This is a genomic window from Pararoseomonas baculiformis, from assembly GCF_017813395.1.
GTDB lineage: Bacteria > Pseudomonadota > Alphaproteobacteria > Acetobacterales > Acetobacteraceae > Roseomonas > Roseomonas baculiformis.
This window is the reverse complement of sequence record NZ_JAGIZB010000012.1, coordinates 60,788-80,322: the sequence shown is the minus strand read 5'-3', so window position 1 is coordinate 80,322 and position 19,535 is coordinate 60,788. Positions and strand designations below refer to the sequence as shown.

Sequence of the window (19,535 nt, the reverse complement as noted above, 5' to 3'; positions counted from 1 at the left end):
CGCAGCATCTATGACGGCTTTTTGTTCCAATTTGATCGTTATCCAGCCGGCCTGACGAACGCAAGCATTCCGATTGTCGCCTTTCCCCACAACGCCTCAGGCAAGCGGAGTGCTTTTGTCACACGGAACGGCGCTAGGCTGTTAGAGCACGCACACGGGACTGCGGAGGGATGATGGGGGGGCGGCGCGGAGACAGCAACGAATTTGCTTGCAACCCCGCAAAGAAGCTCCTCATGCTGATTGTGACGCGAAAGCGCTGAGCATGCCGCGCCTCTGGAGGGCCTCGGGATGACGTGCGAGATCGGGGCTGCGTCCCGGGATCGGAGGTGCCTTGCGCAGCACCCCGTCCTGACCTTTGCGTATCCGGCGGTGCAGGCCGAACGAGCCGAGCAGCGCCGGGCGGAGCGCTCCTGATGTCCTCCGCGGCGACGGCGCCCAGCTTCGGGCAGATCAGTTCGGGGCACGAAGTCCTCGCGCTAGAAAAGGCGTTCGACAGCAAAGACAAGAGCGCCATCGCGGAGCAGCGTTGGCTTTTCCGGATGCTCCGCAGCGTCAATATCCTCATCCTCGCTGTCGGCTTGCTCAGCGGCCTCATACTGGCCGAGGCGCTCGTGGCGGAGCATATACCGGCGGCTTGGCGTTCCGCGGTTGATGCGGCGACATGGGCTTGCGGCCTCGCGATCACCGTCTGCGGGATCCTCGCCACCGTGATCGGCCAGTTTGCCCGCGGCGGCGACCAGCTGGGCCTCTGGCGGACCTTGCGCTCCGAGGCGGAACTCGCGCGGGGACAGAAATTCGCCACCCTCGCTCGCCTCGCCGCCGCCTCTGGGCCAGGAGCGGCGCTGGAGGCACTGGAGGCAGTGCGGGTGGGCCTGCTGGAGGACCAGCGTGCCTACTATGAGCGTCGTGGGCGCGAGCACCGGGCCTCCGCCGGAGTCACCAGCCTATGGACCGGCGTGTCCCTGGCGCTCGCTGCCCTTGCGAGCGCCGCGGCGATCACCGTGCTCATCGGTGTGCAGGCGCAGTGGCTGCTCGTGATCGGGGTCATCGGAGCCGCCATCGGCGCCTATGCAGTGGACCGCGAGAATCTTCACCGAGACCGGGGCAATGCCGAGCTTTATGAGCGGACCGCACTGCGGCTCAACGCCCTGGCGGGTGGCGTGGACCGGGTCGCGGCCGAGGTGATAGGCGGCAGCCCCCAGGCCGTGGTCGCCTTCACCGACCTCGTGGTCGAGGAACTTCAGGCGGAGCACCGGCAATGGGTCGAGGCACTCAAGGTCACCCAGGAGCAGCTCGACCGGCTCGACGAGCGCCTGCGCGAGGCACGGGTCCGCGCCGGCCGTGATGCGTCTGCTCGCGGGACGGTCCAGGGCGGGGCAGCAACGGGCGCCGCGCCTGCGGGTGAAGGGACGTCGCGCGCTGCAACGGGCGCGGGCCGGGATTCTGTTGCGGAGCTCACGCGCTGGAAGCCACTGCTTGGCGCCGCCGCTTCCATCCTTCCGCCGCCGCATGGGGAGCGCGCGCGCGTGCTCTCCTCGGAGCTTTCGGCGGTTCTCGAACCCCTCGCCAGCGGCGCCCCTGTCAGCTCCGGCATCGCTGCCGCGGCGACGCTCGCGGACCGTTTGCGCGCCGAGAACCCGCTGGGCCAGTGGCTGGCGACGGCGCTGCCGAAGCTTGCACCTGTGGTCGGCACGGTGCTGCCGCCGCTCGGGGTGGTGCTCGGCATTGCTGCAGTCGGAGCGCGGCTGGGGGAGGATGCCTACCGGCGATGGGTCGCCCGGGTGCTCCAGGCCCCCATCGCGCCCGGCGTCATCGAGCCGGCGGCGTTGACCTCGACCATGGTCCTCGCGGCGCTGGAGATCTCTCCCGAGTTCGCTTCAGCCTGGGGCCCCGAACGCCAGGCGGGGAATCTGGACGTGATCACCGAGATGGGCCGGCAGGCACTCGCGGACCCAGAGGGACTGTGGTCGCGGGAGGGGGACCGCTTCAACGGGGACCGCGCGGCCTTCAACCGCGGGCTCGTGGCCCTGCAGCGGGTTCTGCTCGCCCGGGCCGTGGAGGACGACACGGCCAGCATTACCCGCGCCGAGATGCCGGGCGGAGCGACCCCTGCCACGGTGCTGGACGCCGTCTCCCGGCTGCAATCCGATCCGGAGGGCCGGGCGACGCTGCAGACAGCCGTGCAGCTCGTGCACGAGCTGAGGAACCAGGGGGTGGACGATCCGGTCGCCGCGCTCCGCATGGTCCGGCCGGAGGATGGATCTCCATGAGACGCCCGATGCACGCCGGCGCCCGCGGTGGACTGGCCCGTGCCCTGATTGTCGCCTGCGCGGCCATGATGCTCGCCGGCTGCGATCTGGGGCAGCAGGTCGCGGCCGGGGCGGGCGGCGCCATCGGGCAAGTGCTGAACCCGACCATGGCCGAGCTGCAGGAGGTCAAGGCCCTGCACGGGAGAGGGGCATTCGCGGCGGTCGCGGACCGCTCCGTGTCCTGCGAGCCCGCACAGGAGGGCTGCGGCCAGCTCCGCCTCCTCAGGGCCGACAGTTGCCGCCGGCTGGGCATGAACGCGGGGCCGCGGCGGCGCGAGTACCTGGACTGCGCCATCGCGAATTACGGGGCGACGCTCGTAGCGGCCGGGCAGCGCCCGGATCCGATGGTGGACCGCAGAGAGGCGGAGTCAGGGCTGCTGGACGCGAGCCAGCGTCGGCGCGACGCTGCGGGTGACCGCGCCGACGCGGCGGCACAGAACGACGCGCTGCTGCGCCGCGCGATGGCGGCGCAGGCCGGGCCCGCGGCGCGGCCGGCGGGCTTCTACTACGCGGCGGACGCCACCTTGAACGGAGTGCTCCAGGCGGGCACGTCGGGTGGTTGCGTCCGCATCGCTGAGGCGGAGCGCCTCCTCGATCAAGCGGGCGCGGATGGCACCGCATTCGGCCGGCCTGCCCAGGATCTGCGGCGCGCGATCGCCGCCGCGCGGAGCGCGAGGGGATGTGCCGCGTGAGCGCGAGCTTGCCTTACCCGGGCGTCCAGCTGCGCCTGTGCACGCCGCCGGCGATCGGGGAAGCGGTGCTGGCCGTGCAGATGCGCCTGTCGGAGCACGGCTTCGCCTGCGCCGACCTGCGCGGCGCGCGGTTGCCCCGCACAGGGACGGCAGGCGCACCGGTCGGCGACATTGCCGGCGTGTTCGGCCCGCGTACCGCTTCCGCCGCCACGGCGTTCCAGCGTGCCCGTGGCCTTCACCAGGACGGCATCGTCGGCGAGCGCACCTGGGGCGCGCTGTTCGGGCAGCAGGCCACGGCGGCCGCCTCGCCCCGCACCGCCACCGTGCCGGCAGCTTCCGCCGCCCGCTCACCCGTCAACCCGGAGACACGCGACACGGACCAGGCGAAGCTGCACCCGGCGATGCGCGAGCGCCTCGTCCGGCTACAGGCGGCTTTGCGCGACAGGGCCGTACCGATGCGGGTTTTCGAGGCCTTCCGCTCGCCGGAGCGGCAGCAGCACCTCTTCGCGCAAGGCCGCGATCGGAACGGCCGCATCATCGGCCGCGTGGTGACCCATGCGCGCCCGTTCGAGTCCTATCACCAGTACGGCCTCGCGGTGGACATGGTGATCGACAAGCCGGGGGTGAACCCTTGGGAGGACGGCACGCCCGAGACAGCGGGCTGGTGGCGGACCTATCACGCGCTGGCCCGCGAGCACGGACTGGAGCCACTGAATTTCGAGAAGCCCCATGTCCAGGTCGCTGGCCTTTCCACGCGCGGGCTTCTCGCGGGCAAGCTCCCCGACGGCGGTGACGAGAGCTGGGCCGACAACCTGTCGCAGGTACTGGCCCGCTGGACCGGATCGCCCAAGCCGCCACCGCTCGAAAGGCTGGAACGGCCCCCTCTTGAACCGATCAGACCCGGTCCGGTCACGGCGGAGGAAGCGGGCGGCGATGGCGATACGGTGGCCGGCGCAATCCAATGGCGGAGCCTGCCGGCCGTTCAGGAACGGGATTGGTTCAACCCATTCAGCGGGCGAAAGTGGCGGGTGGATCGCCACGGTATCTATCTGAAAGATCGTGACGGCGGGCTTCATCCCGTCCGCAGTCCCGGAAACCCGGCCACCTGCGGAGCCATCATCGCTGCGTTCGGCTCCTTGATAGCAAAGTACTCCGCCAAGCATGGGGTCCCGCCGGAGCTGATCATCATGACCATCGCCACAGAGGTGGGCATCTACCGGAAGGACGGTTTCACCGGCCCGAGGACCTTCCGGTGGGAAGCGCACAGAACCGACTACAGCGCCGGACCGATGCAGATGCTGGCCGAGACGGCGCGAGACCTGAACCAGAAACAACGGCTGGGTTACGCGGACTCCGACTTTCCGCGCTTCAACGCCAAGCCGAACCCGCCTCCAACGGACCTCGCGATCTACAGGCCCGAGGTCGCCCTGGATCTGGGCGCAGCCTATATCCGGCGCGGGATGGATTCCACCGAGACCAACCCGATCCTGGTCGCCGCGGCCTACAACGCCGGGAGTCTTAAGCCGAGCGGCGACAATGCCTGGGGTCTCCACTGCCATGGCGACCACCTGGACCGCGCCGCCGAATGGTTCGGCGATGCCTGCGCGCTACTCGCCGCATCCGGGCGCTGAAGGGGAGCTGCCCGCCGCAGGCACTGCTTCGAATACGCCCGCGTAAGTGATCTGCTGTTTGGATGGGCCCGCGATGTGACGGCTCGTGTCTCCCAGGCAGTCCGGCTTCTGCTCCCGGATTGGGGCAACGCGGTCAAATAGCCCCATCGTTCCGACCGAAACCCTGCACTTGCCTCGCATGCCGGACACAAAGAGAAGCTCCGCGCCAAGGCCGGTGCTGACCGGCCCTGGCGCGGAACTGTTGCGTGATGCCATCAAGCAGGGAGTCATCGTCCTGCCGGAGCTGCTGCGGCACTACCTCCCAAAGGGGATCAGGCACGAAGTCGCCGATGGCGAAGGCGCCATGCACAAAGCCATGCCAGGCCGCTAGGTAGATGACATCCGGGATTCACAGCATATCGTGTCGCGGTCATGCAAATCTGACCAGGTCTCGGTTTTGACACAGGTGTTGAAGCCAGACATAGCCGCATCGCGCTTCACTCTCCTCCAGACGCGAAGCCTTCACCGAAACAAACTTGTATCAAGCGGGACGAGTGGTTCAGGCTGGTCAGACCGATGAAGGCGGTCCCGTGTATCGCACCCTGCGCGACCTGCGGCACCAGTCAGGATCACCACTGAGCCGGAGAGGTCCATGAAGCCCGTCCATCTCCTCGTCGTCGGCGACATCCGTCTCCACCGCGATGGCATCGCCTGCATCCTGCGGCATGATCAACGCTTCGCGGAAGTCAGTTGCGTCACATCGGGCGAGGACGCACTGCGCACCGCTGCGGCGCTGATGCCCGACGCGATCCTGCTCGACATCGAGGGAGAGGATGTCATCGGGTCCATCAGGCAACTGGCCGCTGCGATGCCCGGGGTGCCCGTGATTACCCTTGCCATCCCGGAATCCGACGATCACGTCCTCGCCTGTGCGGAAGCGGGCGCGGCTGGATATGTCACGCGTGACGGCTCACCCGACGACCTGGCGGAGGCCGTCCACGACGCCTTGCGGGGCGAGTTCCGTTGCCCGCCGCGCCTCGCCCATCTCCTGTTCCGCCGTGTCTTCGCGCTGCGCTCGGGCTTCCCTCTGCCGGCCCCGCCCTCGCGCCTCTCGGAACGCGAGGAGGAGGTGCTGCAGCTGCTGCAGCAGCGCATGTCGAACAAGCAGATCGCCCGCTCCCTCGGCATCGCAGTCGCCACGGCGAAGAACCACGTGCACCACATCCTCACCAAGCTGAAACTGGAACGGCGGGGGGACATCGCACGGCCCCGCCCCGGTGGCCTCCCGCAGATGCATGAACCCCGGGTTCATGGGCCGGCATGAACCCTTTTTGAACCTTCAAGCCGGGTGCCAGCCAATCCTGCACCCGCCAAGATGCCTTTGCTGGGCCGGAAAGCTCCGCCCTCGCGCATTGGCCTCATAAGCTGGCTCTTCGCGGCGGATCCGGACCGGGCATGGCAGGGTCCCCGCCCGCGGGGCAACCAGGCATGGAGGCAGGGTTACGAAATGGCGACGCTCATCGTTCCCGGCGTCCAGGTCCAGGCCCGCTTCGACATCGTCCCTCCGCTGCCAGCGGCCAGCGGCATCGTCGGCGTCGTTGGCCTCGTGGATCGCGCCCCTGCCGATGGCGCCCTCGTCGGCGTCACCCGAACCTCGGAACTGCGGGAGATACTGGGCCCGGGCACGGAAGCGAGCATGCCGGAGGCGGTCCACGCGCTCGCCAATGGCGCGGCGGAGGTCGTGGTCTCGGCCGTCCCGGGCGGAGCGCGCGCGCAGACGGAGCTGCGCAACCCCGACGGAGCGGTCTGCGTCCGGCTTGTGTGCCGCGCTGCCGGCGCCTGGGGCAATGAGCTGCGCGCCGACCTGCAGGCGGTGACCGGCGCCGATAACGCACCGGTCCGGGTGACCCTTCGCCTGCTGCGCGGCGGCCGTGTGGCGGAGACCTTCTCGGATCTCCGTGTCGCGCCCGGGCAGCCGGATGATCTCTTCGAGACGATCAACCGCAACTCCCGCCACGTCGTGGCGCTGGATCCGGGCTTCGGGGCCGGAACCCTGCCGGCGGATGGCACCTTCGCCTTCGCGGCGGATGGCGCCCCCCTTCCAGTCAAGGAAGCCGCCGGCGCGCGCGACCTGCTCCAGCTGCTGCCGGGCGACGGCGTGGATCCCAGCGGGCTCAGCGTGCAGATCACCGCCACCGGGCCGCGGATCGGCCTGCGCGTGTCGCAGCGCGGCCTCCAGGAAAGCTACGCGGGGCTTTCCATGGACCCGGACGATGAGCGTTACCTGCCGGACGTGCTGCTGCGCGAAGGTCGCCTGGTCCGTGCCCGCATCCTGCCCTCCCTGCCTGCCGAGGCGCGCCTTCCACGCGGCACGGACGCGCCGCAGGATTTTAGCGGCGGCAGCTCGCCGGGGGTTGCCGACTACGCCACCGCCATCGACCGTCTGGAGGACGACCCCCGGATCGACCTCGTCCTTGCCTCTGTCGAGGCAGCCCGGCCCGGTCCCGAGGTTGCAGGCATCCATCAGGCGCTGCTTGCCCATGCTGTCCGCATGGCGGATGCCGCCGCGCCCCGCATCGCCTTCGGTGCCGTCACCCCGGCGGAGCAGGGATCGCCGGACGCCATCCGCGCCCACGCCGCAGCCGTGCGCGGGCGGCGCTTCGTGCTCGTCTCGCCCAGCGGCGCTGCGGGCGCCGTGGCCGGCGCGATCGGCCGCCTCAGCCCCGAGATCGCGCCGACCTTCAAGCCCTTGCCGCTGTTCGATATCGCCCCGGCGCGCTACCGCGAAAGCGAGCTGAACCGCCTTCTCGGCCCGGGCACCAACCTGTTCGTCGTGCAGGACCGCATCGGGGTGGGCGTCGTCGCGCTGAAGGGCATCGACACCACGGGGGACCAGATCTCGGTCACCCGTGTCGCCGATTCGGCCATCCGGGAGACAAAGGCGACCGCCGAGCGCTTCATCGGCACCACCAACACGGATGAGGCACGCACGGCGCTGCGGCAGCAGCTTGTCGCCACCTTCACCCGGATGGAGCGCGCCGGCTGGCTGGTGCCGTCCACCGACGGGACGGACCCGGCCTTCCTCGTGGATGTCTACTCGACGCAGCAGGATTTCGGGCAGGGCATTGTCCGCGTGGATGTCGCCGTCCGGCCCGTGCGTGCCATTGACTACGTCTACGCCACCATCCGCGTGAAGGTCTGAGCCGGCCGCCAGCAGAAGGGAGGACGCATGCCCACCATCTACGCCGCGAGCGAGAGCACCGTCAGCCTGGACGGCAAGCCGATCGAAGGCGTGCGCGCCCTCGAGTTCCGCCAGGCCCGCCAGCGGACCAATGTCTACGCGCTCGGCAGCACGGAGCGCATCGCGGTCATCTCCGGCCCGGAATCGGTGGAAGGCCGGCTGGTCGTGGCCTCCACCAGCCCCGCCCTCGACGCTGTCGGCGCAGGCATGTTCCAGCTCATGGCCACGCTGCGCCATGGCGAGACGAGCCGGACCGTCACCTTCGACGAGTGCTACCTGACCGGCCGCAGCTTCGCCATGTCTGCCGGCGAGCACGGGGAAGGCACCTACATGTTCAGCGCTGCCCGCGTGCGGGACGACCCGCCGGCGGCGGCCCCCGCATGACCAGCGGCAGGAGGCAGCGATGAGCACCGCCTGGAACTCCGTCGGATCGCGTGAGGCGATGGAGCTCCGGGCGCTGCGCCCGCTGCCCGGCGCGCCGGGCAGCTGGCAGCTCGGGGGGGCGGATGGGCCGGTGATCGGCGCCCCCTCCTTCCGTGCGCGCAGCCAGGCGCTGGAGATCGCCGCGCGCTCCAACGATCCCCTGGGCGTCGCGATGGCCCATCTCCGCTCACTCTGCTTGCTGCGGGAAGGTTTGGCCGCGCCCGGTGAGCTCGATCTCGCCGTGCTGGAACTGGCCGGCGCCTCCGGCGAGCAGGACCGGCTCCCGGGCTTCGCGGAAACGGCCCTTCTCGTGGCGCGCGAGGGCCGCCTGCCGCTCGATACCATCGCCGCTGCCCCGGCGCCCGAAGTGGATGCCATGGCCGCCGCGCTTCTGCCGCCCACCGTGGAGCATGGCTTCACCCGCATCCTCTTCGCTTCATCCCCTGTCTTGGAGCCCGAAGCAGTGGTGGAGGCGCGCATACGGGACCTGCTGCGGCGTGCGGGGGCCAGCGCGTCCACCACGGCGCCCCGGGCGGCCGCGCCAGGCTCTGCCTCCGCCCGGCCTTCTACGGCCGGGGACGCCGCGGCTCCCGCATTGCTTCCTGCTGCGGGCGTTGCCGCCCTGCCGGAGCGGGACAACCCGGCAAGGCCCTGGAGCAGCGGCACCGGAACAAGGTCCGGTCCAGCCGAGGCGCCGCCGCCCACAGCACGCCCCTTTCGCCTCGCTCTTGCCTCCGCCACCCGCGGACCGCATGGCGCAATCGCTCCCAACCCGGCCGTCGCCCCCAGCACCGATCCGCTGCCCCGCAGCCCGGGTCTTGCCGCCGTGGAGGATCGCGGCCTGCGGGATCGACCGGCCAGCCCGGCGCTGGCCCTGGTCACGGAGCAGGCCCGGGGCTCCGTTTCCGCATTCCCTGCCGGTGTCGGCCCCAACCTGGCTGGCCGGCGGACGGCCTGGTCGGCCGAGCCGGTGGACCGGGCGATCCCGCCATCCAATGCTTGGCCAGCCACGGATACCCACCCCCCGCCCGCCCCTTCGGGCGCCACGCCCATCTCTCCTCCGCCCGTTCCATCCCTCGCCGCGGCACTGGCCGCCGCGCTGGAGGATGAGGCCGAGCTGCGGGGGCTCGCGCCATGACCGCGACTCCCCTGCTCGGCGATATCTCCCTCAGCCGCATCCAGCGGATCGAGCACGCGGTGGATGGCGGCTTCCTCGGCGCTCGCGTCCTCGGGCTGGCGGGCGATGTGCAGGAAGGGGCCGGCCGTGGATCGCACCACATCCACATCCAAGGCGTCCTTGCCGGTGAGGGCGCGGCCGGCGAGCTGGAAACCCTGCAGCGCGCAGCCGCCAGCGGCGAGGAGCTGACCTTCGCGGCCGACATCGCGACGGCTCTGGAACTCGGCAAGGTCGTCATCCTCCGCCTGCGGGTAGCGGAGACGGCCGGCCATCCCGGCCTCTACGGCTATGAGCTGCTGCTGGCCGAGAGCCCGCCCCTGCCCCCACCGGCCGAGGTCAGCGGCCTTGGCGCCCTGGGCGAACTTGCCGGGCTTGGCTTCGACACGGACATCCTGGACGAGGTCGCGGGGCTGGCTGCGCAGGCCGCCAGCGCCATTGATGCCGTGCAGAGCGCCATGGAGCAGCTGGGCAGCCTCGCGGGCCTGGCGGATCTCTCCCTGGGCTCCGGGATGCTGTCCGGGCTGACGGAGTTGGCGGGCACGGCCGGCCGCTCCGGCGAGAGGCTGGCCGGTGCGTCCGAGGCACTGGCGGCGAGTTTCGGCCTATGACCCTTCCCGCCGTCGCCTCCGTCACCCTCGGGCGCCAGCGCTACGACAGCCACGCGCTCGGGCTCGAGGTGCAGCTCGGCCTCCTGCCATCGGTGAACCGGGCCCGCATCACCCTGCCACGGGCGGTGGCACCGGACGCCGCCCCGGGTGATCCGGCCGAGCTCTCGCTCCGGGCCGTGGACGGCTCCTCCGTTGTCCTCCACGGCACGCTCCACGCCCTCTCCGCGGCGGGCGCGGGCGCCACCGAGGCGGTGCTCGCCGATGACGGGGCCCGGCTGGCCGCACTGCGGCCCTGCCGGACCTACCAGGGCCAGGATGGCGGCACCGTGGTGCGCGCCCTGGCCGAGGAGGCCGGGGCCGGGATCGGCGCGCTGGAACTGGACCTGCCGCTCGCCGCTTATGTGGCCCATGGCCGGCGCAGCGCCGCGGAGCATGTCGCAACGCTCGCCAAGCTGGGCGGAGCCCTGGCGGGCTGCGACGAAGCCGGGCGCATCGAGCTGCGCGCCCTCCCCTCCCGCGCCGAGCGGGCGCTGCGCTACGACCGCGAGATCCTCGCCTTGCGCGTGACCCGCCGGGCGGCGCCGGAAGTCCGCCAGGTGATGCTGGGCAATGGCCCCGCCGCCTCGCCCGAGGCGCCGGACGCCCTGCTTCAGAGCCGGAGCCCGCTGCCGGCCGACGCTCCCCCGCCGGGGGCACAAGCCCGCTGGCTTCCGGCCCCTGCGCTGCGAAGCCCGCGCGCCGCGCTGGCCGCGGGGCAGGCGCGCGACACCGAGGCCGCTTCCCGCGCCACCCGCGTAGAAGCCCGCGCCATCCTGTTGCCCTGGCTGCGCCCCGGGATGGTGCTGGAGATCCAGCAGCTGCCGGACCGGCTGGACGCGGCGGGCCCCTGGCTGGTCCTGACGGTCTGTCATGCCCGGCTGGCGGGGGCGCCGGGCGAGACCCGCTTCACCGCCGTGTCGGCCGCTGCCGGCCCCTCGCTCCTCGCCTCCCTGGCCTCCGCTGTGGGAGGCCTGCTGTGAGCGCCGCCCTGTTTGACAGCATCGCGCGCATTGCGCGGCACGAGGTGGAGGCGCGGCCTTTCGCCGCCATCGGCCGGGTGACGGAGCTGCACCCCGGCACCGGCCTTCCACCGGACCATGCCGTCACGGTCACGCTTCGCGACAGCGGCGAGGTGCTGCCCCGCGTTCCCGTCGCCGTGGGCGCCTTTGGGCTCAGCCTGCTGCCGGAGGAAGGCGAGCTCGTGCTTGTCGTCTTCGCGGAGGGCGACTGGCACGCGCCTGTCGTGCTGGGCGGGCTCTACCACGCCGCCCTCGCCCCGCCTGCCACGGATGCCAGCCTTCTCGCCCTTCACCTGCCGAAGGGCGAGGCGCAGCCGAAGCTGCGCCTGGAAGTGGAGAGAAGCGGCGATGCGCTGCGCCTGAACCTCGGTGAGGAGGCCAGCCTCACCGCCACGGCGGACACGCTGGCCCTGGCCATCGGCAAGATCGCCCTCCGGCTCACCTCGAAGGGCGGCGGGAGGCTGGAACTGGCCGCCGGTGGCAGCACCATCACGCTGAAGGAGGACGGGGACATCGTCATCGAGGCGAAGGGCAAGCTTGTCCTGAGCGGCGCGGAACTGGAGGCCAAGGGCAGCGGGAAGGCCGCGCTCAAGGGCGCAACGGTGGAGATCAACTGATGGGCCAGCCCGCCGCCGTCCAGGGATCTCAGGTGGTGGCGGTGGACACGCATATCGTGCTCGTCCCCTCGCCGGGGGGGCCGGTGCCGACTCCGCTGCCGCATCCCTTCTCCGGCGCGCTGGATGGCGGGCTGGTGGGTTCGGTGACGATCGGCGGGAAGCCGGCCGCCGTGGTGGGCTCCACCGCCACCAACGCGCCGGCGCATACCCCCACGCCCCCCGGGACCGGCTTCGCCACCCCGCCAGCCAATCGCGGCACGGTGCGCCATGGCAGCGCGAGCGTCACCATCGCGGGACAGGCGGCCGCCCGCGCCGGCGATCCCGTGGCCACCTGCAACGACCCGGCCGATGCGCCGGTGGGGCAGGTGATCGCAGCCGGCACCGTGCTGGTGGGGGGCTGAGATGAGCGGCTTCGGCACAGACCTTTCGGTCCTGCCCGGCCTCTCCGCCACGGGGGCCGACCGGATCGACCTGCGCCCCCGCCGCCGCCCCGTGCGCGGCCCCCTGCCGCCCGGCGCGCAGGAGGCGCTGGACCTTTCCACCATCGCAGGGCGGGAGAACCTTGCGCAGGCGTTGATCCTGCGCCTGATCACCCCGCGCGGCGCCCTGGCGGCGCTCGGCCATGCCACCTATGGCTCGCGCCTGCATGAGCTGGTCGGCCGCAACAAGAGCGAGGCGCTGCGCCTGCTCTGCCGTGCCCATGTGCTGGAAGCGCTGGCGCAGGAGCCGCGCATCCTGCCCAGGGCGCTGGCCGTGATCTTCGACCCGCAGCAGGAAACCCCGTCCAGCTTCGTCTTCCGGCTGGACGTGCAGCCCCGCAACGACACGGCCCCGCTGAGCCTCTTTCTCGAGGCCGTGCTGTGAGCGGCACGAGCACAGGCTTCACCGCACGCCCCTATGACGCCATCGTGCGGGACCTGCTGACGACCCTGCTGGGCGGCACGGTGCGCGAGAGCCTGACGGCGCCGGCCGAGGGAATGGCCGTGACACCGCTGCTGCTCGCCAGGCGCCCCGTGCGCAGCGTGAGCTTCCTGGAAGGGATGGTGCAGACCGGCGCCGGGGCCGCCGCGCGCCAGATCCCCTTCCGCTTCACCCCCGCCGATTTCGAGCTGGTCTCCGCCTCCGGCGCGGGAGAGCCGGACGCCATCCGCTTCCGGCCGGAGGGCCGGCGCCCGGTTCCCGGCACGCCGCTGACGGTCAACTACTTCCCCGTGCAGGCCGACCCCACGGAGCTCACCGATGTCAGCGTGGGCTCCGTCGTCCGGACCCTGCTGGAGACGGTGGGGCGCGAGCTCGCCCTCTCCTACCAGATGCTGGACCGCATCTATGACAGCGCCTTCATCGACACGGCCGAGGGCGGCTCGCTGGACCGGCTCGTGGCCCTTGTCGGCGTGGCGCGCCTGCCCGCCGCGCGCCCGCTGGTGGGCTTGCGCTTCGAACGCGCAGAGCGCGAACCCGGCCGCATCACCGTGCCCGCCGGCACCGCGGTCGGCGACGCGGCCGGGGCACGCTACCTCACCATCGCGCCCCTGACGCTGGAACCAGGCGAGTCGGATCGCGAGGTCGATGCGGTGGGCGAGGCCGATGGCACTCCCCTTGTCGAAGCGGGCTCGCTGACCCGGCCGGAGACGCTGGTCGCCGGCATCGCCCGGGTGGGCAACCCGCGCCCGGCACGCCGCCTCGCCGCGCCGGAGAGCGACGAGCAGCTGCGGCGCCGCGCGCGCGGCGCCATGGGTGCGGCCGGCCGCGGCACGCGGGAGGCGCTGGAATTCGCCCTGGCCGCCATGCCCGAGGTGCGCAGCGTGCGCGTGCAGGAACAGCCGGACGGGCTGCCCGGCACGGTGCGCCTCGAGATCGCCCTCAGCGACACGAGCGAGGCCGCGCGCGCCCGCGTGCAGGCCCGCATCGACGATGTCCGGCCCGCCGGGATCCGCGTGCGATGGGGCGATGCGGCACGCCGCCGGCTGACCCTGCTCGTCACCCTCCGCCTGGCCGGGAGCAGCCTGGAGCCGGCCGCCCTCGCCTCGCTCCAGTCCGGCATCGAGGCGGCGCTGCGCGCCCATGTCGCGGCGCTCGGCCCCGGCGCGGAGCTGCGGCGCAGCCAGCTCCTCCGGCTGGCGCTGCAGGACCCGCGCGTCACCGACGCGACCGTCTCCATCCGCAGCGACGACCCCGCGGCCCCTGAGGCGGAGCAGCTCACCTTGCCCGGCGACACCGTGGCGGAGCTCCAGGCCGTCACCTTCGCGCCACCGGCCTTCGAGCAGGCGCCAGGCGACACTCCGCCGAGCCGCGCCGTGGCCGGCGCCGTCCTGCCCGTCCTGCCCGCCCCCGGCATCACGATGGAGGAGGTGCGCGGCGCCATCGCCAGCGCGGTTGCCGCCCACCTGGCCACCCGCGCCCCGGACCGGCCCCTGACCCTGGACAGCCTGGCCGCGGCCATCCGGGACGACACGCGCTTCGCCCTGGTGCGCGGCTCCGCCAGCATCACCGTCGAGGCCGGCAGCCGCTTCCTTCAGCTCACCGACGGCACCGGTGCCTATGTTCCCGGCCCCAATGAGCGGATCGAGGCCGGCACGCTGGACATCGTGCCCGACGACGGGGGCTCCCCATGAGCAGCCGGGAGGACATGACCGCGCGCCTGCCGCCCGCCTATCGCGAAGGCGAGCTGGCCGGCCGCCTCCTCGGCGTGATCGGCGCGCAGATCGAATTGCTCAATGACGAGGCGCGCGAGGTGCAGCGCGCGCATTTCTGGCGCACGGCGCTGAACGGGCCGGAGGTGACCGCGCTCGGCGCCCTGCTCGACATCCCGCCCGAGCCCGGCCAGGGACGGGACGAATACCGCGCCTGGGTGGACGCGCTGCGCGACACCATCCTCGGCATCGGCGGCCCGACACCGGCCGCGGTGCGCTCCGTCGTCACCGGCTATGCCCGCCGCCATGCCGAGGCGGCGCGCCTGCCGCGCCTCCTGCCGCAGCAGGGCGAATGGGGCGCGGGGGAGGAAGACCCGCCACCGAGGCTGGTGGAGAACCCGCGCCGCTGGCGATGGGTGCCCGCGCCCGGGGACGGCGCGATGGAACCGCTGCAGCAGATCACCGCCGAGAATCACGGGCTCGATCCTGCTCCCGCGAACCTGCTCCTGCGCGGCCTGGCCGGCGGGCCTGAGCGCTCACCCCTGGTGGTGAACCTCACCACGGGGGAGGCCCTCGCCTTCTCCGCCGACGTGCCGCCCGGCTCCACCCTCGCCCTCGCCGCCCAGCCCGATGGCACGATGCACGCGCGGCTGGATGGGCTGGATGTCACGTCCCGCCTCGGCTCGATCGCCGGGCTGGTGCCGGGTCAGCCCTGGACGCCGGCACGGCTCGTCGCCCCCGCGCGCGCCATTACCCTCCGGCCAGGCGCGAACCGCATCTGGTTCCTGCCTGTCGCCCGCTTCGACGTGCCGGGGCTGGACCGCTATCTCGCGGCGCTGGCGGATGCGGCGCTGGTGCAGGGCCGCTTCGACGCCGCGTCCTTCGACGCCGCGCTGTTCCACCAGGAACCCGCCCTCCGGCTGAGCATCGGCTTCCGGGAGACCGTGGCGGCCGCCTTCCGCGTGGATATCGACGCTAGCCGCATGCTGGCGCCTCGCGGCCGCACGGCCGAGGCTCTGGCCACGCGGGAGCGGCTCGATTTCGCCCTGGCGCGGGCCGTTGCACGCATCCGTGCCCTCGGCGTCGCCAGCGAGCTGCGCCTGCTGCCCGCGGCGGACATCCAGCCCTCCCCGGACAGGCTGGTGGCCATCGGCCCGAAGCGGCTGCGCGACACTGGCCCGACCGGCGCCGACCGGCTGCTCCCGCGGAGCGCCACCTTCGACGACAGTCCGTTCGACGCCACTGGATTTGGATAGCCCCGTGCGCGCCACCCTCCTCCTTCTCCTCCGGGATCACCGGGGACGCCCCATCGGCCAGCGCCGCGCGGCCAATGCCGTGATGCGCTCCGGCGCCGGACTCGTCGCGCGGGCCTTCGCAGGCCAGGGCGCGGGAATCACCCATATGGGCGTCGGCAACAGCGATGCGGCCGAGCCCGAAGACTTCTCGCGCGAGGCGCTGCGCAACGAGGGCGTGGAGGGGGAGCGCCTGGCCGGCGCAACCGAAGTCGCCATCCCGCCCGAGGCCTTCCAGTTCGTCAACGACGCGACGCGGCGCGTCATCCTCGTCCGGCTGCGCGCGACCCTGCCGGATGCGGCTGCGGTGGGAACGGTGCGGGAGGCAGGGCTGCTCTCCCGCAAGGCGGACGGAGCAACCCTCTACAACCGCGTCACCTTCGCGCCGCTCGCCAAGGGCGACGACCACGAACTCACGCTCTTCTGGGAGGTCGCCTTTCCCTATGGCGACCTCCAGGCCCTGTTCTGAACGGAGACGGATGATGGCAGGCAAGGCAGCCTTCAAGATCCAGCTCCAGGGCTTCGCGCAGGCCAATCGCGATGCCGAGGTGGAGCTGAAGAACGAGGCGACCGGGCAGGTGATCACGCGTAAGCCCTTCCTCGACGGCTCGCTGCTGATCCGCGACCTCGATCCCGGCGCCTGGGAGGTGAAGGTCAGCCACCCCAACCTCACGCTTCCCATCGCGCGCCAGCGCATCCGCCTCTTCCCTCAGAACATCCCGACCTATGTGCCCATTCCGATCCCGGCGAACCTGTTCCGGGATACGCCGATCCGCGACCTTCCGGACGCCGATCTCGGCCCGGTGCAGCAGGCCGTCGCGGCGGTGCAGGCCCGGGTCGCGCCGGTGGCGGACAAGGCGCCGGGCGAGGTGATCCGCGCTTCCGACTTCAACGCCCTCTCCACCGCCATCGGGGACCTGGCGGGATCGGTCGGGGAACTCTCCCGCCTCGTCTCGCCGCGCGGCCACGACCATCCCGAGATCGCGGAGCGGATCGACGAGGTGCAGGCCAACCTGCGCGCCTTCGCCGAGGCCTTCGGCCGGAGCCTGGTGGAGCTGCGGCGGGAACTGGAGCTGCTCAGCCTGCGCCGGGCGGCGGATGACGTGCTGAACCTGGGCAATGCCTCGCCCCTGGTGCGGGACGACCTGAAGCGCCGCCTCGACGAGCTGGAGGACTCGCTGCAGACCGATACCGGCACCTTCACCGGCAAGCTCGCCCGCGCCGGCCAGGCCATCCTCAACGGCGTGCAGACCGTGGGCGAGGCCCAGCCGCCGGAAACACGGGAAGCCTTCCTCAACGATGCCGTGACACGGAAGCTGAACGCGGTGGCCAGCCAGTACAGCAGCACCGGCACCGTGCAGAAGCGCGAGACGGAGCTGCAGACCTACACCCGCACGGGCGTCTCGATCGGCAACAAGCTCGGCGGCGTGATCCGGGGGACATGAGGGATGCCCACCGTCGAGGCACTGGAGCGCCTGTCCGCCATCCTCGGCCGCCTAGCGCCGCTGGCGAAGGCGCAGCCGGGCCAGCCCATCGAGGCGGCGCGCTGGAACACGCTCGTGGAGGGGGTGCTGGAACTCACCCGCGCCGTGCTGGACGAGGGGGACCGCCCGGCCAGCGTGCCGCCCCATGACCATCCGGAGCAGGTACGGCTGAACTGGCTGCACCCGGACCTGCGCGCGGCCTTCGAGCGCGGCGGCCTTTCCGACCCTGCCACCGCGAGCCGGCCGCTGGAGCTGGACATCCAGATCCGGCGCGCCACGGACCGGCTGGACCGGCTGGAGGAGCAATCCGCCACCCTGCGCGAGCGCGTCGTCTCCTTCGCGACCAACGACGCCCTGCGCGGCGACGAGGTGATCCGCCTCCGCCGCGCGGCCGAGGCCGGTGGCGCCGGCACGGCCGACCAGATCACCGCCCTGCGCCGCTCGCTCGATATCGTCAGCGCCGATGCCCGGCGCGCCATCGTGGCCGCCAGCGCGCTGAGCGTGAACGGCCAGCCCCTTGATGCCGGCGCGCTGCTCGGCCGTGTCGGGGAGCTGGAGAGGCTGAGAGACGGCCTGCGCCAGTCCAACCAGGAGATCCTGACCGCCGCCGGACTGGAGCGCCGCCTCGCCGAGATCGAGGCGCGGAGCGTCAGCAGCGAGGAACTGGACGAAGCCCTGAAGAGCAGGCCGGGAGGGCTCAGCACGGAGGATCGCGACGCGTTGCGCGACAATCTCCGCGCAGAGCTGACGGATGGGATACGGGGCGACCTGGACGCGCTGGAGACACGGCTGCGCGCCAACACCGCCGAGCAGGTCGGCGGCTTCGACGCGCTGGTCACGCGCCGCCTCGCGGAGGCCACCCCGGCCCTTCGGGACGAGATCCTGGCCGGCTCGCGCGAGGCACAGAACGCCGCGAACGCCGCCTTGCGCCAGGAACTTCTGGCCGCCACCGATTCCCGCCTGGCAGCCTCCGATGCGCGGCTGGTGGCGAAGCTGACCGAACAGGCGGGCGCGCTGGAGGCACGCCTGCCCGCCATGGCCGGCGCGGCGGTGGAAACGGGCCTGAGCACGCGTCTCGCCGCCTTCCAGGCCGCGCTCGACACGCTGGGGAACCGCCTTTCCATCAGCGAGGCGGGGCTCGCCGAACAGGGCCGGCTGCTGGGCCAGGCCAATGAGCGCCTCGCCGTGTCGGAGCGGAACTCCGCGGCCCAGCTGGGCCAGCTGCGGGACCAGATGCTGCGGGAGATGAGCGACCTGCGGGGCAGCATCGGCCGGGACATGACACAGCTCCGCACCGACACGACGCGCCTGATCACCGAGACCGAGACGCGCAGCATGACAACGCTCCGCACGGAGATGGCCCGGTCGGAGGAACGGCTGAACGCCAGTATCGGCACGCGCCTGGCGGCCTCCGGCCCGGGCACCGGGGTCGCAGGCGGCGGCATCGGGGGAACGGGCGTCTTCCGCCCGGACCGCATCCGGTGATCGCCGCCTTCGAGCAGCGCCTGGCCGAGGTGCTGGGCGACCGCCTGCCGCCACCCTTCGGCGGGCGGGTCAGCACGGCCCCCCTGCCCGGCGCAGGCCCGAGCATCCTGCTCGGCATCACGGACATCCTCCCCGCGGGCACCGACTTCGGCGCGGCGCGGCGACCGGAGGTCACCACCCGCAACCCCGATCGCCGGCTCCGCGTGCTGCGCCTGGCACTGACCATCGAATTGCGCGTCATCCCTGCGGACCCGGCCGACAGGGCGGAGGCGATGGAGGGGCTGGAGCGCGCGCTCTATCTCAGCGAGGCCGCTGATCTCACCACGGGTGTGGCCCTGCGCGTGCCGCCGCCGGAAGATCCTGGCTTCCAGATCACGCGCCTCTCCGTGCTCGATGCGCGTCCGCCCAGGGCCGGGGATGCGGACGGAGCAGCAATCCTCCACCTGCTGTCCGAGGGCTGGTTCTGGCCAACCGAAATCCCGGGCGAGACCGGCGCCGCCATCCAGGACATCCGCCTGCGCACCGCCCTTCTCCCGCTCCGCCTCGTGGGCGCCGCGGGCCCGCTGGTCGCCGGAGGGCCCGCGGTGGCCCTGAAGCTGGAATCCGACGCAGCGGGCGAGATGCGCCTGCGGGCGGACGCATCGCCCTCGCAGGAACCCTTCGGCACCCTGTCCCTCGCCCTGCGCCGCCCGGATGGCAGCGCCGGCACAGGCACGCTTTCGGGCGGCACTGATGGGCCGGGCGGCACGCGGCTCGTGCCGCTGACCGCCGACGGCGCGGCCTTCGGCTACACGCCGCCCCCGACCCCCGGACAGGAGGAGCTCCTGATCCGTCTGACCGATCCGGATGGCAATCCGCGCGGGTCTCCGCTCGGTCATTTCCCGCTCCGCACCGGGCCGGGCTGAGGCG

Annotated in this window: 19 protein-coding genes; all 19 read left to right on the top strand. The window is 72.2% G+C overall.

What is annotated here, in order from left to right; genetic code table 11:
* The first annotated feature begins 413 nt into the window (after positions 1-413).
* The 19 genes from J8J14_RS13830 (at position 414) to J8J14_RS13740 (ending at position 19,531) form a co-directional block, all read left to right on the top strand.
* A complete protein-coding gene (locus tag J8J14_RS13830) occupies positions 414-2,270 on the top strand; it encodes a hypothetical protein (protein ID WP_209380118.1) in 1,857 nt (618 codons plus the stop codon).
* Positions 2,267-3,001, top strand: a complete 735-nt coding sequence (locus tag J8J14_RS13825) for a hypothetical protein (protein WP_209380117.1) — start codon at positions 2,267-2,269, stop codon at positions 2,999-3,001. The genes J8J14_RS13830 and J8J14_RS13825 overlap by 4 nt, the downstream gene beginning before the upstream one ends.
* Positions 2,998-4,632, top strand: a complete 1,635-nt coding sequence (locus J8J14_RS13820) for a peptidoglycan-binding protein (protein WP_209380116.1) — start codon at positions 2,998-3,000, stop codon at positions 4,630-4,632. Before J8J14_RS13825 ends, J8J14_RS13820 begins: the two co-directional genes overlap by 4 nt.
* Positions 4,633-4,846: 214 nt before the next feature.
* Entirely contained in the window at positions 4,847-5,002 is a 156-nt protein-coding gene (locus J8J14_RS13815; protein WP_209380115.1) for a hypothetical protein, read from the top strand.
* Between the two features lie 261 nt (positions 5,003-5,263).
* A complete protein-coding gene (locus tag J8J14_RS13810) occupies positions 5,264-5,935 on the top strand; it encodes a LuxR C-terminal-related transcriptional regulator (RefSeq protein WP_209380114.1) in 672 nt (223 codons plus the stop codon).
* A gap of 183 nt (positions 5,936-6,118) precedes the next feature.
* Positions 6,119-7,813, top strand: a complete 1,695-nt coding sequence (locus tag J8J14_RS13805) for a hypothetical protein (RefSeq protein WP_209380113.1) — start codon at positions 6,119-6,121, stop codon at positions 7,811-7,813.
* A gap of 27 nt (positions 7,814-7,840) precedes the next feature.
* On the top strand, positions 7,841-8,236 hold the full coding sequence (locus J8J14_RS13800) for a hypothetical protein (protein ID WP_209380112.1): 396 nt from the start codon (positions 7,841-7,843) through the stop codon (positions 8,234-8,236).
* Positions 8,237-8,255: 19 nt separating this feature from the next.
* The gene (locus J8J14_RS13795; protein ID WP_209380111.1) at positions 8,256-9,413 is read left to right on the top strand and encodes a hypothetical protein; all 1,158 of its coding nucleotides are present in this window, start codon (positions 8,256-8,258) and stop codon (positions 9,411-9,413) included.
* A complete protein-coding gene (locus J8J14_RS13790) occupies positions 9,410-10,060 on the top strand; it encodes a hypothetical protein (protein ID WP_209380110.1) in 651 nt (216 codons plus the stop codon). The genes J8J14_RS13795 and J8J14_RS13790 overlap by 4 nt, the downstream gene beginning before the upstream one ends.
* Positions 10,057-11,079 carry a hypothetical protein gene (locus tag J8J14_RS13785; protein WP_209380109.1) on the top strand — a complete coding sequence of 341 codons (1,023 nt, stop codon included), beginning with the start codon at positions 10,057-10,059 and terminating at the stop codon, positions 11,077-11,079. Before J8J14_RS13790 ends, J8J14_RS13785 begins: the two co-directional genes overlap by 4 nt.
* A complete protein-coding gene (locus J8J14_RS13780) occupies positions 11,076-11,735 on the top strand; it encodes a phage baseplate assembly protein V (protein WP_209380108.1) in 660 nt (219 codons plus the stop codon). The genes J8J14_RS13785 and J8J14_RS13780 overlap by 4 nt, the downstream gene beginning before the upstream one ends.
* Positions 11,735-12,136: a PAAR domain-containing protein gene (locus J8J14_RS13775; protein WP_209380107.1), complete on the top strand. Its 402-nt coding sequence runs from the start codon at positions 11,735-11,737 to the stop codon at positions 12,134-12,136. Before J8J14_RS13780 ends, J8J14_RS13775 begins: the two co-directional genes overlap by 1 nt.
* 1 nt (position 12,137) lies before the next feature.
* A complete protein-coding gene (locus J8J14_RS13770; protein ID WP_209380106.1) occupies positions 12,138-12,599 on the top strand; it encodes a hypothetical protein in 462 nt (153 codons plus the stop codon).
* Positions 12,596-14,347 (top strand): baseplate J/gp47 family protein, encoded by a 1,752-nt coding sequence (locus J8J14_RS13765; protein WP_209380105.1) that lies wholly within the window; start codon positions 12,596-12,598, stop codon positions 14,345-14,347. The genes J8J14_RS13770 and J8J14_RS13765 overlap by 4 nt, the downstream gene beginning before the upstream one ends.
* Entirely contained in the window at positions 14,344-15,621 is a 1,278-nt protein-coding gene (locus J8J14_RS13760; protein ID WP_209380104.1) for a hypothetical protein, read from the top strand. The genes J8J14_RS13765 and J8J14_RS13760 overlap by 4 nt, the downstream gene beginning before the upstream one ends.
* Positions 15,622-15,625: 4 nt before the next feature.
* Positions 15,626-16,126 carry a hypothetical protein gene (locus J8J14_RS13755; RefSeq protein ID WP_209380103.1) on the top strand — a complete coding sequence of 167 codons (501 nt, stop codon included), beginning with the start codon at positions 15,626-15,628 and terminating at the stop codon, positions 16,124-16,126.
* 13 nt (positions 16,127-16,139) lie between these two features.
* Positions 16,140-17,102 carry a hypothetical protein gene (locus J8J14_RS13750; RefSeq protein WP_209380102.1) on the top strand — a complete coding sequence of 321 codons (963 nt, stop codon included), beginning with the start codon at positions 16,140-16,142 and terminating at the stop codon, positions 17,100-17,102.
* Positions 17,103-17,105: 3 nt separating this feature from the next.
* A complete protein-coding gene (locus tag J8J14_RS13745) occupies positions 17,106-18,626 on the top strand; it encodes a coiled-coil domain-containing protein (protein WP_209380101.1) in 1,521 nt (506 codons plus the stop codon).
* Positions 18,623-19,531 carry a hypothetical protein gene (locus J8J14_RS13740; protein WP_209380100.1) on the top strand — a complete coding sequence of 303 codons (909 nt, stop codon included), beginning with the start codon at positions 18,623-18,625 and terminating at the stop codon, positions 19,529-19,531. The genes J8J14_RS13745 and J8J14_RS13740 overlap by 4 nt, the downstream gene beginning before the upstream one ends.
* Positions 19,532-19,535: the final 4 nt, after the last annotated feature.